The sequence below is a fragment of the Pseudahrensia aquimaris genome, assembly GCF_042676045.1.
GTDB classification, from domain to species: Bacteria; Pseudomonadota; Alphaproteobacteria; order Rhizobiales; family Rhizobiaceae; genus Pseudahrensia; species Pseudahrensia aquimaris.
This window is the reverse complement of record NZ_JBHTJV010000009.1, coordinates 112,654-131,359: the sequence shown is the minus strand read 5'-3', so window position 1 is coordinate 131,359 and position 18,706 is coordinate 112,654. Positions and strand designations below refer to the sequence as shown.

The window sequence follows — 18,706 nt, the reverse complement described above, 5'->3', positions numbered from 1 at the left end:
GATTAAGGCTTGAGTGACCGACTCACAACACGGCAAAACCCTCAAGTGACGCGCCCTTTCTTTTGATATTTGGGATCGTCCCAAAGACGGTTTGACATGACGTCTTCAATGATCGCCACGGCCTTTAGAACGTCCTGCTTGTCGATATAGAGCGGCGTGAAGCCGAAGCGCATTATGTTGGGCGCCCGGAAATCGCCAATCACGCCACGTGCTATCACGGCCTGCATGGCGGCATACCCGTGCTGGAACGAAAACGAGACTTGCGAGCCGCGAAGGCTTGGTTCGCGCGGACTTTCAAGGGTGAGGTGCGGGCAACGGCGCTCGACTTCCGCGATAAAGGTTTCTGACAATTCGATGGAGGCGGCGCGCAGATTATCCATGTTCACCCCGTCCCATACGTCCATCGCGGCTTCCAGCGAAGCCATCTGCAAGACCGGTGGTGTGCCGACGCGCATCCGGTCAATTCCGGGAGCAGGGCGGTAGTCCAGATCAAAGGCGAAGGGCGCATCGTGTCCGAGCCAGCCTGCCAAGGCGGGGCGTAGAGTGGGGGCAATATCGGGCCGCGCATAGATGAAGGCGGGAGCGCCGGGGCCGCCGTTGAGGTATTTGTAGGTACACCCAACGGCAAACTCGCACGCACATCCGGCAAGATCGACGGGAACGGCACCTGCGCTGTGAGCAAGATCCCAAATCATCACCGCCCCAGCCGCATGGGCGGCTTTGGTGATTGCTCCCATATCGTGCATTCGTCCTGTGCGGTAATCGACATGGGTTAGCATGACGATGGCCACCGTTTCATCGATTGCCTCGGCGATTGCGTCCGGTTCCACAACTCGTAATTCGTGGTCCTGGTCGAGGCTGTCGATCAACCCTTTGGCCATGTAGAGATCGGTGGGGAAATTGCCCGTGTCGGAAAGAATGACCTTCCGCTGGGGCCGCATGTCAAGTGCTGAGGCGACGGCTTGGTAGACTTTGATGGACAAAGTATCGCCCATCACAGTTGATCCTTCCGGCGCGCCGATCAGTCTGCCGACGCGATCTCCCAGTGTTGAGGGTTGATCCATCCATCCGCACGAGTTCCAGCCACCGATCAGCGATTTTCCCCATTGCTCCTCAATGGTGTTGGCAACTCTTTTGGATACGGCTTTTGGCAAGGGGCCGAGTGAGTTTCCGTCGAGATAGATCATTCCTTCAGGCAGGAAGAAGCTGTCTTTTCTGCAAATGTCAGTTGGAGCCATTTTGCGAGCCTTAATGTCGTATTTTTCCAGTTGAGCGGACCCTATATCGTCGCCTGTAAAAAGTCTGCTAGGCTCATTTTTGGATTGCGAAGGTAAAATTTCAGGGGCTTGTTGTGACGGGAAACGTATTGGCCGTTCGAATTTTACTGATGCTGGCGGTCGCGTTTTTCGGCTCGTTTTCAGCCTTTGCTCAATCCAGCACTCAGCCCGGACTGCTGAAAGTTGCTATCAAGCCTATCGAGCCCTTTGTCACTGATGACGCAGAAAACCCGCAGGGATTTTCCATTGAATTGTGGGACTTGATTGCAGAACAAAACGGCTGGCAATCGAGCTACGTTTTCGTGCCAACATTGGGCGAACTGTTTGACGGGGTGCGCAAGGGCGATGCGGATCTGGCGATTGCCGCCGTTTCAATTACGGCTGAGCGGGAAGCGGAATTTGATTTTTCCCATTCCTATTTTCGTTCTGGCCTGCGCGTTATGGTGGCGAGCGGTGATGGTGGAGATGGCATACAGATTTGGGCCGCGGTGCGGGACTTGTTTTGGTCAAAGGGTTTTTTGATCGCGGCGATTGTCTTTCTTGCATCCGTTTTGGTGGTCTCCCACATCACTTGGTTTTTGGAACGTAAGACCAACCCCCAATTTTCGCCGCATTATCCTCATGGCGTGTGGGATGCGTTTTGGTGGGCGATCGTTACCATCACGACGGTGGGGTATGGCGATAAGGCGCCTTCGGGAGTGCGGGGCAAATTGTTTGCGCTGTTCTGGATGATCTTTGGCTATTTCATGTTCGCCTATTTCACCGCTGTGGTGACGAGTACGGTTACCGTGCAGGAATTGCGCGGTTCGATTTCTGGGCCGGATGACTTGTTTGGTCGCCCTGTTGCGGTGATCGATAAAAGTACGAGCGCTCGTTTTCTGGAGCGTCGGGGGCAGGAGGCCGATCTTGTGCGCGTGGAGCGCATTGAAGAGGCTTATGCTGCACTGCGCGATGGGCAGGTTGAGGCGGTCGTTCACGATGCGCCGGTGCTGCAATATTATGCGCAGCGAGCGGGACGCGGTAATGTTCGTTTGGTTGGAGCGACGTTCAACAATGATGAATACGGAGTTGTGTTGCCACGCGGCAGCGCTCTTCGCGAGGACATAAACCGAACCATCTTGCGGTTGCGGGAAAATGGCCAATATGGCCAGCTGTATGCGAAATGGTTCGGTCGTCAACAGTAAGTGTTAGGCAACGTCGCCGGACATCTCGTTCAGCCTTGGCGGGTTTGCTCCAACGCGGGAAGCTGTGATGGCTGCGGCTTTGTTGGCATAGGCAAGGGCACGTTGAAGGACTGTTTCATCCAAGGACGCCAGGGCTTGTTTACCCAAGCCGATTTGGCCATTCAGCGAAGAGAGGAAGCCCGCGCTGAATGTATCGCCGGCACCTACCGTGTCTGCGACGGTGATTTTCTCCGCCGGTGCTTTCACGACACCGCCCTTGAAATGGGCTTCCGACCCATCGCCGCCCCGGCTGATCAAGATGATCGACGTGCCGTGGCCCAACCATTTCTGTGCCGTTGCGTTGAAGTCCATATTCGGCTCGATCCAGCTTAGGTCTTCGTCGGAGACTTTGACGATATCGCTGTGTTCAATCATGCGACGAATGCGGGTGCGGTGCTTGTCTTCATCGTCAATGAAGTTGGGGCGGATGTTGGGATCAATATAGGTGAGGTGGTTTGCGGAATTTTCTATGAGAAGGCTTTCATAAGCGCTACCGCAAGGTTCGGGAATCAGCGAAATACCGCCAAACAACAACGTTGAAACGTTTCCCGGGACGGCAGGCATATCAGAGGGCAAGATTTCGCGGCCAGCGGAGCCTTCGTCGTAAAAAGTGTAGGTGGCGTTGCCATCACTCAGATCGACAACGGCGAGTGTTGTCGGGCGGTCACTGCGGAGGCAAAGAGAGTGATCGACGGAGGAATCTTCAAGATCGGCAATCAGCTTGCGTCCAAAACCATCGTTGGAAACACCGGAGAAGAAACCTGTAGTTTCTTCCAAGCGCCCTAAAGCGATGGCGGTGTTGAAAACCGAACCGCCAGTCACTGGTCGTAACACATGCTCACCTTTGCCATTCACATCGGGCAGCATATCAATCAGCGCTTCGCCGCAACACAGTATCATTTCAAACTCCCGATGATGAGCCAGCCTGCGCAGGGCGCGAGGATGCCAGTGTTACTGCTCAACACCTGCGACAGCAAACCCGCAATGGCACTGTGCAGCCAAGCCGAACCTTTGTAGACTTTTCCAAAGATATCAGAAAAATATCGACTTAAACGCTGCACTTGTATTGACTCCTACCGCTACTTGCGCAAAATTTAAACCGATTGAAATTCAGATCGGTCGGCCATCCGCGTCTTTTGTCTGGGCGGTCACGATTTGGAATGGCAATTCGCTGCTGATTTCCGATACGCTGTGCGTGTGTAAGGTTTCAGCACTTTTATCACTAAGGGAGGAATTTCTGATGAAATCCATCAAAACACTTGGACTCGGCCTGCTTGCAGCCGCCACCGTGTCGCTCACGACATCGGTTGCACTTGCCGGTAGCCACAGCAAGACGCTTACGATTGCCACCGTGAACAACGGTGACATGATCCGTATGCAGAAATACACCGACGATTTCACCGCAAAAACCGGCCATAAGGTTGAGTGGGTTACGTTGGAAGAAAACGTGCTGCGCCAGCGCGTAACGACAGACATCACGACCAAGGGTGGTGCTTTCGATATCATGACAATCGGCATGTACGAGACGCCAATCTGGGGTAAAAACGGCTGGCTCGTTCCGCTGAACGACCTTTCTGCTGAATACAATGTCGATGACATTCTGCCAGCTATGCGTGGCGGTCTTTCCCATGACGGCACGCTTTACGCGGCTCCGTTCTACGGCGAATCGTCGATGATTATGTATCGCACCGATCTCATGGAAAAAGCCGGCATGGAAATGCCAAAGGCTCCGACCTGGGATTTCATTGCCAAAGCTGCTGCTGCGATGACGGACCGCGACAACGACATCAACGGCATTTGCCTTCGCGGTAAAGCCGGTTGGGGTGAGGGAGGTGCTTTCATCACGGCCATGTCCAACTCGTTTGGCGCCCGCTGGTTTGACGAAAACTGGAATGCGCAGTTCGACACTGAAGAGTGGAAAAACACGCTTACAGCTTACAAAACCATGATGGATGCATCCGGCCCCGCCGGTTACGCCACCAACGGCTTCAACGAAAACCTGTCGCTCTTCCAGCAAGGCAAATGCGGCATGTGGATTGATGCCACTGTTGCTGCGTCTTTTGTGACCAACCCGAACGACTCGACCGTTGCTGACAAAGTTGGCTTTGCTCTCGCGCCTGATACAGGTCTTGGCAAGCGTTCGAACTGGCTCTGGGCTTGGGCACTGGCAATTCCTGCCGGTACGCAAAAAGAAGCTGCTGCCAAGGAGTTCATCGAATGGGCAACCGGCACCGGCTACATTGAGCTCGTTGCTGAAAAAGAAGGCTGGGCTAACGTTCCTCCGGGCGCGCGCACATCGCTGTACGAGAACCCAAATTACAAAGAGGTTCCGTTCGCTCAGATGACGTTGGATTCAATCCTGTCGGCCGATCCAAACAACTCAACCGTCAAGCCGAGCCCATATGTGGGTATTCAGTTTGCGGCTATTCCTGAGTTTGCAGGCATTGCGACTGAAGTGAGCCAAGAGTTCTCTGCAGCCTATGCTGGTCAGCAAACGATCGAAGAAGCATTGGCGAAGGCGCAGGCCATCACCAACGATGCTATGGAAGCTGCTGGCTACAAGTAAGCACTTCGAGACACGCAGAGGGCCGCGGAAATCGCGGCCCTTTTGCTTTCTATGCATAATATGATCGAATGAGTTCAAACGGCTATTCCGTTCACTGGGGAGGTGGATCTCATGGCAACTCAGAACACCAGATCCGCGGCCCGTTTCATGCTGGCTCCGGCAGTCATCTTGCTGCTTGGCTGGATGCTTGTCCCTCTCACGATGACCCTATGGTTCTCGTTCAGAAAATATCTGCCCCTTCGAGGTGGAGATCAGGGCTGGGTTGGCTTTGACAACTACGTTCGCTTTGTAAGTTCCAGTTCGTTTTGGCCTAGCGTGCAAACCACGCTCATTATCGTGGGCAGTGTGCTCATCATAACGGTCGTGCTTGGCATCCTTTTTGCCCTGCTGCTTGATCAACCTATTTGGGGGCAGGGCGTTGTTCGTATTCTCGTCATTGCACCCTTCTTCGTCATGCCGACCGTCTCAGCGCTTGTGTGGAAGAACATGTTCATGGATTCCTCCAACGGTCTCTTCGCTCATTTGTGGCGAGCGTTTGGTGCAACGCCAGTGGAGTGGCTATCGCAGGCGTCAATCGAATCCATTATTTTGATCGTCTCCTGGCAATGGCTGCCCTTTGCAACGCTCATTTTGCTGACCGCCGTGCAGTCGCTGGACGGTGAACAGTTGGAGGCCTCCGAAATGGATGGCGCAAAGCCGTTGCAGCGCTTTTTCTATATCATTTTGCCGCATCTGGGCCGCGCGATCACAATCGTCATTTTGATCCAGACGATTTTCCTTCTGGCGATCTTTGCGGAAATCTTCGTCACCACCGGTGGTGCGTTTGGCACCAAGACACTTTCATATCTGATCTTCCAGCGCGTGCTGGAAAGCCAGAACATCGGGTTGGGATCAGCTGGCGGTATCTATGCCGTGATCCTCGCCAACATCGTTGCCATCTTCTTGATGCGCATCGTTGGCAAGAACCTGGACGCGTGAGGAGAAACTAGACATGGCTCGCGCAATCACAACAAAACGCAAAATCGGATATACGGTGGCCGCTTGGACCATCGGGTTCCTGATTTTCTTTCCCATTCTATGGACGATTCTTACCAGCTTCAAAACTGAAGCCCAGGCGATTTCCTATCCACCTGTTTTCATGTTCTTCGATTGGACCACTGAAAACTACGGCGTGGTAATGGAGCGTTCAAACTATGCTCGCTTCCTTTGGAATTCGATATTCATCGCAGGTGGTTCTACGCTGCTGGGCGTGATTATTGCCATTCCGGCGGCTTGGTCGATGGCGTTTGTTCCATCAAAACGTACCAAAGACATTCTGCTTTGGATGCTTTCCACCAAGATGCTGCCCGCGGTTGGTGTGCTCTATCCAATTTACCTGATTTTCATCGAACTTGGACTGTTGGATTCAGTGCTCGGCCTGACGATCATTATTATGCTCATCAACCTGCCGATCATCGTGTGGATGCTTTACACGTATTTCCGCGAAATTCCTGTCGATATTCTGGAAGCTGCGCGAATGGACGGAGCGAGCCTGCGGTCTGAAATTATCTACGTGCTAACGCCAATGGCCATACCCGGCATCGCGTCCACCTTGCTGTTGAACTTCATTCTGGCTTGGAATGAAGCCTTCTGGACGCTCAATCTAACGGCTGCAAAAGCGGCACCGTTGACCGCGTTCATCGCCAGCTATTCCAGCCCCGAAGGCTTGTTCTATGCCAAGCTATCAGCAGCTTCGACAATGGCCATCGCGCCGATCCTTATTTTGGGCTGGTTCAGCCAAAAGCAACTTGTACGCGGCCTGACGTTTGGCGCAGTTAAATAGGTGTAATTATGGGAAGAATAACTCTCTCACAGGTCACGAAAAACTTTGGCACCACCAACGTCATTCCGCCGCTTGATCTTGAAATCGACGACGGCGAATTCGTTGTCTTCGTTGGACCATCGGGCTGCGGCAAGTCCACGCTTTTGCGCCTGATTGCAGGACTGGAAGATGTGACGAGCGGGAACATCGCTATCAACGGCAACGATGCCACCAACATTCCTCCCGCCAAGCGTGGCCTAGCGATGGTGTTCCAGTCCTATGCGCTCTATCCGCATATGTCGGTGCGCAAGAACATCGCGTTTCCGTTGAAGATGGCAGGCTTGAGCCAAAACGAGATTGATCAGAAGGTGAATGCCGCTGCTGAGGTTTTGAACCTGGCCGACTATATTGACCGCCGCCCCGGACAACTTTCTGGCGGCCAGCGTCAACGTGTTGCGATTGGTCGGGCCATTGTTCGTGAGCCGGATGCTTTTTTGTTTGATGAGCCTTTGTCAAACCTTGACGCCGCCTTGCGGGTGAACATGCGGCTGGAGATTTCCGAGCTTCACCAACAGCTGAAAACCACCATGATTTATGTGACGCACGATCAAGTGGAGGCCATGACGATGGCTGACAAGATTGTGGTTCTGCGTGCTGGCAATATCGAACAGGTTGGCTCGCCCATCGAACTTTATAAAAACCCGACCAATCTTTTCGTCGCGGGCTTTATCGGCTCACCGAAGATGAATTTTGTGACAGGTGAAGTGGCGCAAAAATACAATGCCCATACTATCGGTGTTCGCCCCGAACATCTGGTTGCATCGAAGACCAAAGGCACCTGGAAGGGGACTGTTGGTGTGTCTGAGCACTTGGGCTCAGACACTTTCCTGCGGGTTAATGTTCCCGGTGCTGAGGAAGGCTTGGTGGTTCGTGCTGCTGGCGATGTTCAGCTCTATCACGGTGATACAGTTTATCTTTCGCCCGAAAACAAATCGCGCGTCTATAAGTTCGATCAGAACGGCCTAGCCATATAATGACGCGTCTAGCCGGCAAGTCTGCGCTCATCACCGGGGCAGCCCGAGGGATTGGGCGTGGCTTTGCAGAGGCTTACGTCCGTGAAGGTGCAAGTGTTGCTATCGCCGACATAAATCTGGATGCCGCAACCAAGGTTGCTCGCGATATCGGCGAGGTAGCCTATGCGGTTGAACTGGACGTCTGCAATCAAGCAAGCATTGATGCTGCCATTGGCTCGGTTGTGAAGCGGGCAGGGAGGTTGGATGTTTTGATAAACAATGCAGCCCTTTTTGATGCAGCCGAGGTCGTGGACATCACGCGTGAGAGCTATGACAAGCTGTTCGCGGTTAATGTCGCTGGAACGCTTTTCACGATGCAGGCGGCGGCTAAACAGATGATTGCGCAGGGCAATGGCGGCAAGATCATTAACATGGCTTCACAAGCTGGTCGGCGGGGCGAAAGCCTGGTGCTCGTATATTGTGCGACAAAGGCTGCCGTTATCTCGATGACACAATCTGCGGGTCTCAATCTTATCAAGCATGGCATCAATGTGAACGCTATTGCGCCTGGTGTTGTTGATGGAGAGCATTGGGAACACGTCGATTCAATGTTCGCGAAGCTGGAGGGCAAGAAGCTTGGTCAAAAGAAGTCCGAGGTGGCGGCAGGCGTGCCAGCGGGGCGTTTTGCAACACCCGATGACCTGACGGGTATGGCGGTTTTTCTAGCATCGGATGAGTCGAACTACATTGTTGCGCAAACCTATAATGTCGATGGCGGACAATGGATGAGCTGATGGCACAAAAACTTTCCAACACAATTCTATCGACCCTATCGAGCGACGTAGCGTTACCGGGCTACGATCGAGGGGCGCTGTCTCGCGGCATCCTTCACATCGGTCTCGGCAATTTCCACCGCGCTCATCAGGCTGTCTATCTCGACAAACTGTTTTCGCTTGGCCACGACCATGACTGGGCGCTGGTTGGCGCGAGCTTGCGAGACAACGACAAACCTGTTCGGTCTGATCTCCAAGAGCAAGACTGGCTCACCACAGTCGTTGAACTTGATCCTGAGGGACTGACCGCTCGTATTTGTGGCTCCATGATCGACTACGCGGAGATTAGCCCGGATGCTGTGATTGAAGCTCTATCTGATCCAGCAATTCGGATCGTGTCGCTAACAATTACCGAGGGAGGCTATTTCGTTGATGCCACCACTGGTGGATTGGACACGAGCCACCCTGATATTCAGCATGACATCAAGAATATGGGTGATCCTAAAACGGTGTTCGGATGCATTATTGCAGCGCTGAAAATTCGTCATGATCGAGGTGCCCCTCCGTTCACAGTCATGTCCTGTGATAATCTGCCGGAAAATGGTCACGTGGCAAAAAATTCCGTCATCGGCTTAGCCAAGGCTCAATCGGTGGAGTTTGGTACATGGATTGAAGAGAACGTCAGCTTTCCGAATTCTATGGTCGATTGCATCACGCCAGCAACTTCGCAGCGAGAGATTGACTTGGTTTCGAGTCAATTCGCTATTGAAGATGCGCGCCCTGTGGTCTGTGAACCTTTCCGCCAATGGGTGTTGGAGGATGATTTTTCAAACGGCCGTCCCGCTTTGGAAAAGGTGGGTGTGCAGTTTGTGTCTGACGTTGCTCCATATGAGTTGATGAAGCTGCGCATATTGAACGGTGGGCACGCGACGATTGCCTATCCAGCAGGACTGCTGGACATTCATTTTGTCCACGACGCTATGGCGAACCCTCTCGTATATGGCTTTCTGGATAAGTTGGAACGCACAGAAATTATCCCGACAGTGCCGGACATTCCGGGCGTCTCCCATCAAGACTATTACGCCACAATCGTGGAGCGCTTTTCCAACAAAGCCGTTGGCGATACGATTCCGCGGCTTTGCCACGATGGTTCCAACCGCCAGCCGAAGTTTATCCTTCCTGTGATTGAAGACAGGTTATCCGCCGGACAATCCATTGACGGGCTTGCCTTGGAATCCGCGCTTTGGTGCCGCTACTGCTATGGTGAAACGGAAAGCGGTGCCAAAATTGAGCCGAACGACCCAAGCTGGGACCAGTTGCAGGCGCAGGCCGTGTTGGCCAAACAAGATGCTGCTCAATGGTTGGAGATGCGGGAGATATACGGCCCGCTGGCAGAAAACGAAGTATTTCGTTCAGCCTTCAAATCCGCGCTGGAAGCCGTGTGGCGTGATGGAACAGCTGCGACCTTGAATTCCTATATCTCAGTCCAGTGTGGCTAAACAATTGGGCTCCAACGCCCTTACGTCACGACATCCGGCTTGGTGCGGCCTGTCAAAGTTTCCAACTCACACAGCTCCAAAGCTGCATTCCGCACCTGTTTTAAAGCCTCTTGGGTATCCTGAGAATGGTTCCCGTCCCTGCTAACAAACTGCTCAAGATACAGTCGCAAAGTGGCACCTTCAGTGCCCGTGCCGGATAGCCGAAATACAGCCCTTCCGCCCGATTTGAAGAAAACCCGAATACCCTGGTTCTCGCTCATTGAACCGTCGACTGGGTCTAGATAAGAGAATTCATCGGCTCTGGTGACTTCTTCAAAACCGAAGGTTCGCCCGGCCAAATCAGGCAAGAAGCTGCGGAGTTTTGCAATAAGTGAGCTTGCTGCCTCTATGGGCAGAGCCTCGTAGTCATGACGCGAGTAATAATCACGGCCAAACTGTTGCCAATGATCCTTGAGAACTTCTGCAACCGATTGCTTTCGCTCGGCCAGAATGTTGAGCCACAACAAAACCGCCCAAAGCCCGTCCTTCTCCCGGACATGGTCCGACCCTGTTCCGGCGCTTTCCTCGCCACAAATGGTGACCTTGCCTGCATCAAGCAGATTGCCGAAGAATTTCCAGCCGGTTGGTGTTTCAAAACATTCCACGCCCAATTTTGCTGCCACCCTGTCGCCGGCACCGCTTGTCGGCATTGACCGTGCGACACCAGATATTCCGTCTTTGTAGCCGGGTGCCAGATGCGCGTTGTTTGCAAGAACAGCCAGGCTGTCTGATGGCGTCACATAGATATTGCGACCGACAATCATATTGCGGTCGCCATCACCGTCTGACGCCGCACCAAAATCCGGGCCTTCGTCGGACATCATCATGTCCATCAGGTCTTTTGCCCAAACCGGATTGGGGTCCGGGTGGCCATTGTCAAAGTCTTCCTTCGGCACTCCGTTGAGAACCGTGCCTTTCGGCGCATTGAGTGCGTCTTCCAATATGGCCTTGGCATAAGGCCCAGTCACCGCATGCATAGCGTCGAACTTCATTGTGAAGCCGCTGGCGAAGAGATCGCGAATTTTTGCGAAGTCGAACAGGCTTTCCATGAGGGATTGATAGTCGCTCACAGGGTCCACGATTTCGATGCTCATTGCGCCCATTTGTTGTCGGCCAATTGTGGACAGATCAACGTTGGCCGCATCGGCGATTGAGTATTCACAAAGCGTCAGTGTTTGATCAAAAATTGCGTTGGTGATGGCTTCCGGCGCCGGTCCGCCATTGGCTGTATTGAATTTGATGCCAAAGTCTTCGTCGACACCGCCGGGGTTATGGCTGGCTGACAAAATTAATCCACCATCTGCCTTGTTTAGCCGAATGAGGTGGGATGCTGCCGGTGTGGAAAGCAGTCCACCTGCGCCAACGATAACCTTTGTCGCGCCATTGGCTGCTGCCATTTTGATGATCGTTTGGATGGCATCGGCATTGAAATACCGGCCATCGCCACCGACGACCAGTGTCTTGCCCCGCGCGCCACCAACAGCATTGAAAGTCGCTTGAACGAAATTCTCCAAATAGCCAGGTTGCATGAAAACACGGGTCTTCTTGCGCAATCCGGAGGTGCCCGGTTTTTGGTCTTCGAATGGGACCGTGGAGACGACGTCAATTTTCATCGGTTGGCTCATAATCACTTTGCTTCAAGCATTTTAAATTTTTATTCGGTCAGCACCACCTCGATGCCTGAGAATTTGGAACGCCGCATAGCGCGTTGGGCGCACTGCCCGGCATTGTCTCTGATTAATAGGGTGTTCCATTATATGTGCGGCAGTCTTGATCGCCGTGTCTGATATGGCACTCTAGCCAACCAACACTTTGCAGTACGACGGTGCGATGACGACGTTGAAGAGCATTGATCTGAATTCTGATCTCGGTGAGAGCTTCGGGCCTTGGTCTATGGGGGATGACGAGGCGATGCTCTCCATCGTCACGTCGGCCAATATCGCGTGCGGTGGTCACGCGAGTGACCCCGAGACGATGTTCACAACGCTGCAACTGGCTGCACAGAACAGTGTGAGCGTTGGCGCGCATCCCGGGTTCAATGACCGTGAGGGGTTTGGCCGCCGGGTCATTCCGATGGCTCCAGCGGAAATCGGTCGGATGTGTGCAGCCCAGATTGGAGCGCTGATGGCTATGGCGAGTTTGGCTGGAGCCCGTGTTGCTTATGTCAAACCCCACGGAGCGCTTGCTAACCTTGCGGCAAGGGACAGAAATGTTGCCGATGCGATTGTTGCGGCGGTGAAGGCCATCGACCGTGATTTGGCCTACCTGGCAATTTCCGGAACGGAATCTGAACGAGCGGCGCAAGCTGGCGGCCTGCAGACTTTCTCGGAGATTTTCGCCGACCGCGGCTATCTCTCATCGGGCCAATTGGTGCCCAGGTCACAAGATGGTGCGATGATCCATGATCCGAATGAAGCGGCGGAGCGTTTGCTGTCTTACCTTGATAGCGGCCACATGCCGGTCATTGATGGAAATCCTATTCGGTTGGACGCCCACTCAATCTGCGTTCACGGAGACAGCGACCATGCGGTGTCTATGGCTAAAGAAATTCGCAAACGATTGAGCGATGCTGGCATGACAATCGAGAGCTTCGTAAAGCCAGCCGCAAGATGAAGCCCCACTTTACGCCCGTTGCAGACAGTGCCGTGCTGGTCACATTCGGGAAGGCGCTTGGAGAGGATGTGTTCCAATCCATCGTTGCTTTTGACAAAGCACTCCAGCAAAGCCCGCCCAGCGGCATGGTTGAGGCAGTGCCGGCGCTGGTGAATGTGTTGGGGATCTTTGATCCAGTTCAGACCGATCATGTTGAACTGCAAGTGGCCTTAGAAAAGTTGTTGAGCGGCATGTCACGCAATGTGCTGCAAACGCAAAACCGTGTCGTGCAGGTCTGCTATGACGGGCCTTACGCGCCAGATTTGAAGGCTGTGGCGCAGGCTTGCGGGTTGAGCGAAGAAGCGGTGATCGCTGCTCATCTAAGCGGTGATTACAAGGTTTTGATGTACGGTTTCGCGCCGGGCTACGCCTATATGGGCGGTGTGTCGCCAGACATTCAGGTGCCGCGCAAAACCGCGCCCGTGCGCGATATTCCCGCTGGCAGTGTTATGATTGCGGGTGCTCAATGTTTGGTGACCACCGTAAAAATGCCAACAGGCTGGTCAATCATCGGACGTTCGCCCACGCCCATTTTGCTGGATGATCCTGCGCGACCGTTCCTGTTTGATATAGGCGATACCGTCACGTTCGAGCGCATCAGTGTGGATGATCTTTTGAAGGCGATGGGTTGATGGGTGCCGCTCGATTGTCAGTGCAATTTGCCGGTCCTCTGGTAACGATCCAAGACGGTGGCCGAGTGGGGAACTTGCGCTACGGGGTGACCGCGTCCGGCCCAATGGACCGAACTTCTTTCGCGGCTGCGAATGCCGCACTTGGCAATCCCACAGACCAAACCTGCATTGAAATCTCACTCGGTGGTTTGGTCGTTGAGTGCAAGGAGGGTGCAGTATCGCTCGCCATTGCGGGGGGAGATTTTATCATTGATCACGGCGGAGCGAAGACCAGCGGATGGACTGTCTTGACGCTGCAGCCCGGCGAGAAGCTGGCCATTCGTGGTGGCGCATCGGGCAGCTGGGCCTATCTGGCGCTTGCGGGAGGTCTCGTTGCAACCGAATGGCTTGGCCATACGGCAACACTATCGACCTCCGGGTTTGGCGGCGGTGCGTTGCAGGCTGGGCAGGAGTTGGTGGTTGAAAACGCGGAGCAGCGGCTGGAGCGCGAGGGCGCAATTGCCCTGCCGCAGTTTGACGATGATCGCTCTACGTTTCGTGTGGTGATGGGGCCGCAGGACGGGTGGTTCCCGTCAGCCGCTATCACCGCTTTTCTGGAAGAGACGTTTCAAGTGACTGACAGCTATGATCGCATGGGAATGCGGCTTGCAGGGCCGGTCTTGTCGCCCGACGGTGCGCTTTCCATTCCGTCTGAGCCCATCATTCGGGGATCGGTTCAGGTGTCGGGTGAGGGGGTTGCCACGGTTCTCTTGGCAGACCACCAAACCACAGGCGGCTACCCTAAAATAGCAACAGTGATTTCTGCAGATCTCGATCGCTTGACCCAGCGCCGCAGCCGCGAGGACATTCGCTTTGAGGCTATCACGCCCAGCGAAGCGGTTACATTGGTCCGCGCGAGACATACTGCATTGAGAGATTATCTGAGTACCATAGCGGAACCGCGAGGCTCCTTGGCCCAGAGGCTAATGAGTCAAAATCTGATCACTGTCGCTGCGGAAGAGAATTGATTGATTTGGCAGCGCGAATTCGGACAAATTGACGAAAGAGAGAGCATGTCGAAGGATAAAATAAACGGCCTATATGGCGGTTGCTGCCAAGGGTTTAGGCGTGCAGGATTTTCGACGGTCGCTATGACAGGATTGCTATAATGGGCTTGCCGTTGAAAGGTATTGAGGTGGTGGCTGTCGAGCAAGCGGTCGCTGCCCCCTATGCCTCCAGCCGATTGGCGGATGCAGGCGCCCGGGTTGTTAAAGTAGAACGTCCTGAAGGCGATTTTGCTCGTGGCTACGATGATGTTGCAGCGGGGCAATCAAGCTATTTTGTATGGCTCAACCGCGGCAAAGAAAGTGTAACTCTTGATCTAGCTTCAAAGCATGGCAAGGAGCGTCTCACAGCCCTTCTTGAGAAAGCCGATGTCCTTATTCAGAATTTGAAGCCGGGTGCATTGGCGCGGCTTGGCTTCTCTTCCGACCGCATCAAGCGTGATTTTCCCCGTCTTATCACGTGCTCTATCAGCGGATTTGGTGAGGATGGACCGTTCTGTGACCGAAAGGCTTATGACCTCCTCATACAAGCTGAATCTGGCCTCTGCTCTCTCACGGGCGGTCCTTCGGAACCTGCCCGCGTGGGCGTTTCGATCGTTGATATAGCGACGGGCGCCGTTGCGTATTCGGCAATATTGGAAGCCTTGATAGCTCGTGGAGTGAGTGGCCAGGGCGTCCAAATTTCCGTCTCAATGTTTGATGTGATGGCGGAATGGCTGACCGTGCCGTTGCTTAATCATGAGGGGGGCAAAACTCCCAAACGACTTGGGCTCGCGCATCCGTCGATCGCGCCTTACGGAGTTTTTCAGCCAAAGGATGGGCGACCCATATTGATTTCGATCCAGAGTGACCGTGAATGGCAGACGCTTTGCAATGAATTTATTGAAGATCCATCGCTGGCAAAGGATCCGCGCTTCATCACGAATTTGCTTCGTGTCGAAAATCGACTGGAAACCGATGCGATCGTTGGGGAAGCCTTCGCCCGTATGAGTTCGGAGGTGGCAATCGCTAAACTCACCCGTGCCAATATTGCTCTTGCCACCGTCAATGATATGGAGGGCTTGTCCAATCATCCGCATTTGAGAAGGGTGACTGTGGGTTCTTCCAACGGCAACGTGTCTTTACCTGCGCCACCGGCAATTTTTGCCGACAAAGAACGGCCCTTGGGTCCTGTTCCGGCTCTCAATCCGCTTCAATCTGAAAACGGTTCGTGAATGGGCGTGTCACTCGATTTGGACTGACAAAATGAGAGAGGGTCCAACAAGACATCCAAATTAACGCGGCCATGTGACAGCGAATTGGGCTTCGGACGCCTCAAAACATGTAAAATATCGAGAAAATTGGAGCGGGCGATGAGATTCGAACTCACGACCCTCACCTTGGCAAGGTGATGCTCTACCCCTGAGCTACGCCCGCTCGAGCGGCTGCGCTTGCAGCGCCGTGTATATGGCGCAAGGGCTGGTTGATTGCAACAGGAAAGTGATCACGCCAATGGGCGAATTTGCCGCTTTGGGTTAATTGAAATTGTAGCGCCATCCAGCTTAGAACGGGTTTTGGATTATTGCGGCTGGACAAGCATTTTATGACCGATCTCCCCTCAACGCCTGTTGATCGAAACGCCCTGCTTGGTTTTCTTGATAAACAGGGATTTGCTGTCACCACGACCGACCATCCGCCATTGTTCACCGTGGAAGACAGCCAGAAACTGCGGGGCAGCATTGAGGGTGGGCACACGAAAAACCTGTTCTTAAAAGATAAAAAGGGTGCGTATTTTTTGCTGACGGCAGAGGAAGACAGCGAGGTGAATCTGAAAACGCTGCATAAGCTATTGGACGGCTCGAGCCGGTTTTCGTTTGGCAAACCGGAGGCACTTCTGGAATTGCTGGGGGTAATTCCTGGTGCCGTGACAGCCTTTGGCATTATCAATGATCGTGAAAACAACGTGACCTTTGCCATTGATTCCCGCCTCATGCGCCACGATAAAATCAATTGCCACCCGCTCACCAATGAAGCGACCACGACGATTGCCCGTGATGATCTGCTGGCCTTTGCCAAATTGTGCGAGCACGAACCGATGATTGTTGATCTTTCACAAGAGGTCGATTGAGGGGGCGAACCCTTGCATAATTCCGCCGCTTCCCCATTTTGAGCGTGAAGCAACACGCCGCGTTTTCTGTGGCGTCTATTGAAAACCCCCAATTGTACTGAGAGCGTGGGCGACATGACTGACTGGATGAAGCCGCAACAAGGGCAGATGAACGTGAATGCGACGGTCTCGATGGGCGATGCCCCAACCGCGCCTGCGGCCGAGGAGTCTGGGCCAGTGAAGGATATTTCCACTGCGGAATTTGGCCCGGAAGTGATCGAAGCCTCAGGCACCGTGCCGGTGGTGGTGGATTTCTGGGCGCCGTGGTGCGGACCGTGCAAGCAGCTTGGGCCGATCATCGAGAACGCGGTTGCTGCGTCGAACGGCGCGGTGCGTCTGGTGAAAATGGATATTGATCAGCATCCGGAAATTGCCAGCCAGATGGGCATTCAGTCAATTCCGGCGGTCGTCGCTTTTGTTGGTGGTCAGCCGGTTGACGCTTTCATGGGTGCAAAGCCTGAAAGCGAAGTTAAGGAGTTTATCGCCAAAATTGCTGCGATGGGGCCGGGCGGGGAGCCGTCAGAAGGGCCGGATATGGCAGCTGCGGTGGAGCAAGCTAACGGGTTGATAGCGGAAAAAGACTTCGCCGGTGCAGCACAAATGTTTGCGGCTGTCTTGCAGCAGGAGCCAGGCAATCTCGATGCGATTGCGGGGCTTGGGCAGTGTTATCTCGCAGTCGGAGAATTTGAACAAGCGCGTGGTCTGATTGTGCAAGTGCCGGAAGATATGCAGTCAGAAGGGCCGATTGCGGCTTTTCTGACAGCACTGGAGCTTGCTGAACAGGCAGCGAATTTGGGTGATCTGGGACAGCTTGCCGCGAAGGTTGAAGCCGAGCCCGTCAACCACGATGCGCGATTTGATTATGCCATTGCGCTCAATGCTCGTGGCGAGCGTGAGGAGGCGGCAGAGCAGTTGTTGACGATCATTCGCAAAGACCGCAAGTGGCGCGACGACGGCGCGCGCGTACAATTGGTCGAGTTCTTCGATGTGTGGGGCAATGCTGACCCTGCGACAATCAGCGGTCGCCGTGCGCTATCCTCAATCCTCTTCTCGTGACACGGTAGCGATATGAAGGCAGGAAACGTCACATACACGCTCGTGAGCGAAATTCCGGATATCGTTCCGGTGTTTCCGCTGCCGGCTGCACTGTTGTTGCCGGGTGGAAACATGCCGCTCAATATCTTTGAGCCGCGCTACTTGAACATGATAGATGATGCGATGCGCGGATCTCGGATTATCGGTATGATCCAGCCGGAGCTTGATCATGATGAGCGTCTTGACGCTCCGCCGCTTTGTAAGGTGGGATGTGTTGGCCGCATTACCGCGATGCAGGAATCCGGTGATGGTCGCCTGATGATGAACCTTTCAGGAATATGCCGTTTCCGTCTCTTGGAAGAAGTTGAAGGCGAAAACGGTTATCGGCGGGCGCGAATTGCAGCATTTGGTGACGATCTTGGCGATATGAGCGAAGCCGAAAAAGAGGTGGATCGCGATGCGCTTTTGGCGGCGTTCCAGCAATTCCTGGAAGTGAATCAGTTGGAGGCAGATTGGGAAGGTGTGAGCGAGGCGAGCACCGAAACTCTGGTTAATTCGCTTTCCATGATGAGTCCTTACGGTCCCGCCGAAAAGCAGGCTTTGCTCGAAGCGCCAGATTTGAAAACGCGTGCCGAGACGCTGATTGCCATCACCGAGATTGCTTTGGCTCGTGAATCTGGCGATGCCGCCACCACGCTGCAATAGGAGCTTGATTTGAAGGAGCCTGGGTCCAGCAAGGGTTCGTCGGACAAATCCAACAAACTGACAAAAAAGCGTGCGAAGCCTGAAATGCAGGCTGCCGTGGAGGTGGACGGCAAGATGCTTCAGCTGCTGGTGTGTCCACTAACCAAGCGCCAACTGCATTTTGACCACGAGGCTCAGGAACTGATTTCCGAGACGGCCAAGCTGGCATACCCCGTTCGTGATGGTGTGCCGATCCTGCTGGTTTCCGAGGCACGTGAACTGGACTAACGGCGCGTTGATTTGACGGCTGGACGTGATGCGGT

The 18,706-nt window shown here is 54.0% G+C and carries 18 protein-coding genes and 1 tRNA gene; 15 read left to right on the top strand and 4 right to left on the bottom strand.

The window, feature by feature from the left end:
- Positions 1 to 41: 41 nt before the first annotated feature.
- Positions 42 to 1,238 carry a kynureninase gene (gene kynU / locus ACFQ14_RS09465; protein ID WP_377212490.1) on the bottom strand — a complete coding sequence of 399 codons (1,197 nt, stop codon included), beginning with the start codon at positions 1,236 to 1,238 and terminating at the stop codon, positions 42 to 44.
- Between the two features lie 113 nt (positions 1,239 to 1,351).
- On the opposite strand from kynU, the gene ACFQ14_RS09460 reads away from it, so the two are divergent.
- Positions 1,352 to 2,461 (top strand): transporter substrate-binding domain-containing protein, encoded by a 1,110-nt coding sequence (locus ACFQ14_RS09460; protein WP_377212489.1) that lies wholly within the window; start codon positions 1,352 to 1,354, stop codon positions 2,459 to 2,461.
- A 3-nt stretch (positions 2,462 to 2,464) separates the two neighbouring features.
- Here the strand turns inward: ACFQ14_RS09460 and ACFQ14_RS09455 are convergent, their stop codons facing one another.
- Positions 2,465 to 3,400, bottom strand: a complete 936-nt coding sequence (locus ACFQ14_RS09455) for a carbohydrate kinase family protein (protein ID WP_377212488.1) — start codon at positions 3,398 to 3,400, stop codon at positions 2,465 to 2,467.
- Positions 3,401 to 3,740: 340 nt separating this feature from the next.
- On the opposite strand from ACFQ14_RS09455, the gene ACFQ14_RS09450 reads away from it, so the two are divergent.
- The 6 genes from ACFQ14_RS09450 to ACFQ14_RS09425 all read left to right on the top strand — a co-directional run bounded on the left by ACFQ14_RS09450 (position 3,741) and on the right by ACFQ14_RS09425 (position 10,152).
- Positions 3,741 to 5,066, top strand: coding sequence for an ABC transporter substrate-binding protein (locus ACFQ14_RS09450; protein ID WP_377212487.1), 1,326 nt, complete (start codon positions 3,741 to 3,743; stop codon positions 5,064 to 5,066).
- 111 nt (positions 5,067 to 5,177) lie between these two features.
- A complete protein-coding gene (locus ACFQ14_RS09445; protein WP_377212486.1) occupies positions 5,178 to 6,044 on the top strand; it encodes a carbohydrate ABC transporter permease in 867 nt (288 codons plus the stop codon).
- Positions 6,045 to 6,057: 13 nt separating this feature from the next.
- The gene (locus ACFQ14_RS09440; RefSeq protein ID WP_377212485.1) at positions 6,058 to 6,888 is read left to right on the top strand and encodes a carbohydrate ABC transporter permease; all 831 of its coding nucleotides are present in this window, start codon (positions 6,058 to 6,060) and stop codon (positions 6,886 to 6,888) included.
- 8 nt (positions 6,889 to 6,896) lie between these two features.
- Positions 6,897 to 7,901 (top strand): ABC transporter ATP-binding protein, encoded by a 1,005-nt coding sequence (locus ACFQ14_RS09435; protein ID WP_377212484.1) that lies wholly within the window; start codon positions 6,897 to 6,899, stop codon positions 7,899 to 7,901.
- On the top strand, positions 7,901 to 8,674 hold the full coding sequence (locus tag ACFQ14_RS09430; protein WP_377212483.1) for an L-iditol 2-dehydrogenase: 774 nt from the start codon (positions 7,901 to 7,903) through the stop codon (positions 8,672 to 8,674). The genes ACFQ14_RS09435 and ACFQ14_RS09430 overlap by 1 nt, the downstream gene beginning before the upstream one ends.
- Complete coding sequence (locus ACFQ14_RS09425) at positions 8,674 to 10,152, top strand: mannitol dehydrogenase family protein (RefSeq protein ID WP_377212482.1); 1,479 nt, start codon at positions 8,674 to 8,676, stop codon at positions 10,150 to 10,152. The genes ACFQ14_RS09430 and ACFQ14_RS09425 overlap by 1 nt, the downstream gene beginning before the upstream one ends.
- A gap of 20 nt (positions 10,153 to 10,172) precedes the next feature.
- Here ACFQ14_RS09425 and ACFQ14_RS09420 read toward each other — a convergent pair whose 3' ends face one another.
- Positions 10,173 to 11,804 carry an alpha-D-glucose phosphate-specific phosphoglucomutase gene (locus ACFQ14_RS09420; protein ID WP_377212481.1) on the bottom strand — a complete coding sequence of 544 codons (1,632 nt, stop codon included), beginning with the start codon at positions 11,802 to 11,804 and terminating at the stop codon, positions 10,173 to 10,175.
- A gap of 226 nt (positions 11,805 to 12,030) precedes the next feature.
- Here ACFQ14_RS09420 and ACFQ14_RS09415 point away from each other — a divergent pair, with 226 nt between their 5' ends.
- The 4 genes from ACFQ14_RS09415 (at position 12,031) to ACFQ14_RS09400 (ending at position 15,732) form a co-directional block, all read left to right on the top strand.
- Positions 12,031 to 12,804, top strand: a complete 774-nt coding sequence (locus ACFQ14_RS09415) for a LamB/YcsF family protein (protein WP_377212941.1) — start codon at positions 12,031 to 12,033, stop codon at positions 12,802 to 12,804.
- Complete coding sequence (locus ACFQ14_RS09410) at positions 12,801 to 13,475, top strand: 5-oxoprolinase subunit B family protein (protein WP_377212480.1); 675 nt, start codon at positions 12,801 to 12,803, stop codon at positions 13,473 to 13,475. Before ACFQ14_RS09415 ends, ACFQ14_RS09410 begins: the two co-directional genes overlap by 4 nt.
- Complete coding sequence (locus ACFQ14_RS09405; protein WP_377212479.1) at positions 13,475 to 14,482, top strand: 5-oxoprolinase subunit C family protein; 1,008 nt, start codon at positions 13,475 to 13,477, stop codon at positions 14,480 to 14,482. Before ACFQ14_RS09410 ends, ACFQ14_RS09405 begins: the two co-directional genes overlap by 1 nt.
- A 140-nt stretch (positions 14,483 to 14,622) precedes the next feature.
- Positions 14,623 to 15,732, top strand: coding sequence for a CaiB/BaiF CoA transferase family protein (locus ACFQ14_RS09400; RefSeq protein WP_377212478.1), 1,110 nt, complete (start codon positions 14,623 to 14,625; stop codon positions 15,730 to 15,732).
- A gap of 127 nt (positions 15,733 to 15,859) precedes the next feature.
- Here ACFQ14_RS09400 and ACFQ14_RS09395 read toward each other — a convergent pair.
- Positions 15,860 to 15,934, bottom strand: a tRNA-Gly gene (locus tag ACFQ14_RS09395).
- 166 nt (positions 15,935 to 16,100) lie between these two features.
- On the opposite strand from ACFQ14_RS09395, the gene ACFQ14_RS09390 reads away from it, so the two are divergent.
- The 4 genes from ACFQ14_RS09390 (at position 16,101) to ACFQ14_RS09375 (ending at position 18,671) form a co-directional block, all read left to right on the top strand.
- Positions 16,101 to 16,625 carry a prolyl-tRNA synthetase associated domain-containing protein gene (locus tag ACFQ14_RS09390; protein WP_377212477.1) on the top strand — a complete coding sequence of 175 codons (525 nt, stop codon included), beginning with the start codon at positions 16,101 to 16,103 and terminating at the stop codon, positions 16,623 to 16,625.
- Positions 16,626 to 16,739: 114 nt separating this feature from the next.
- On the top strand, positions 16,740 to 17,720 hold the full coding sequence (gene trxA, locus ACFQ14_RS09385; protein ID WP_377212476.1) for a thioredoxin: 981 nt from the start codon (positions 16,740 to 16,742) through the stop codon (positions 17,718 to 17,720).
- A 12-nt stretch (positions 17,721 to 17,732) separates the two neighbouring features.
- The gene (locus ACFQ14_RS09380) at positions 17,733 to 18,404 is read left to right on the top strand and encodes an LON peptidase substrate-binding domain-containing protein (RefSeq protein ID WP_377212475.1); all 672 of its coding nucleotides are present in this window, start codon (positions 17,733 to 17,735) and stop codon (positions 18,402 to 18,404) included.
- 84 nt (positions 18,405 to 18,488) lie between these two features.
- The gene (locus tag ACFQ14_RS09375) at positions 18,489 to 18,671 is read left to right on the top strand and encodes a Trm112 family protein (RefSeq protein ID WP_377212940.1); all 183 of its coding nucleotides are present in this window, start codon (positions 18,489 to 18,491) and stop codon (positions 18,669 to 18,671) included.
- Positions 18,672 to 18,706 lie beyond the last annotated feature (35 nt).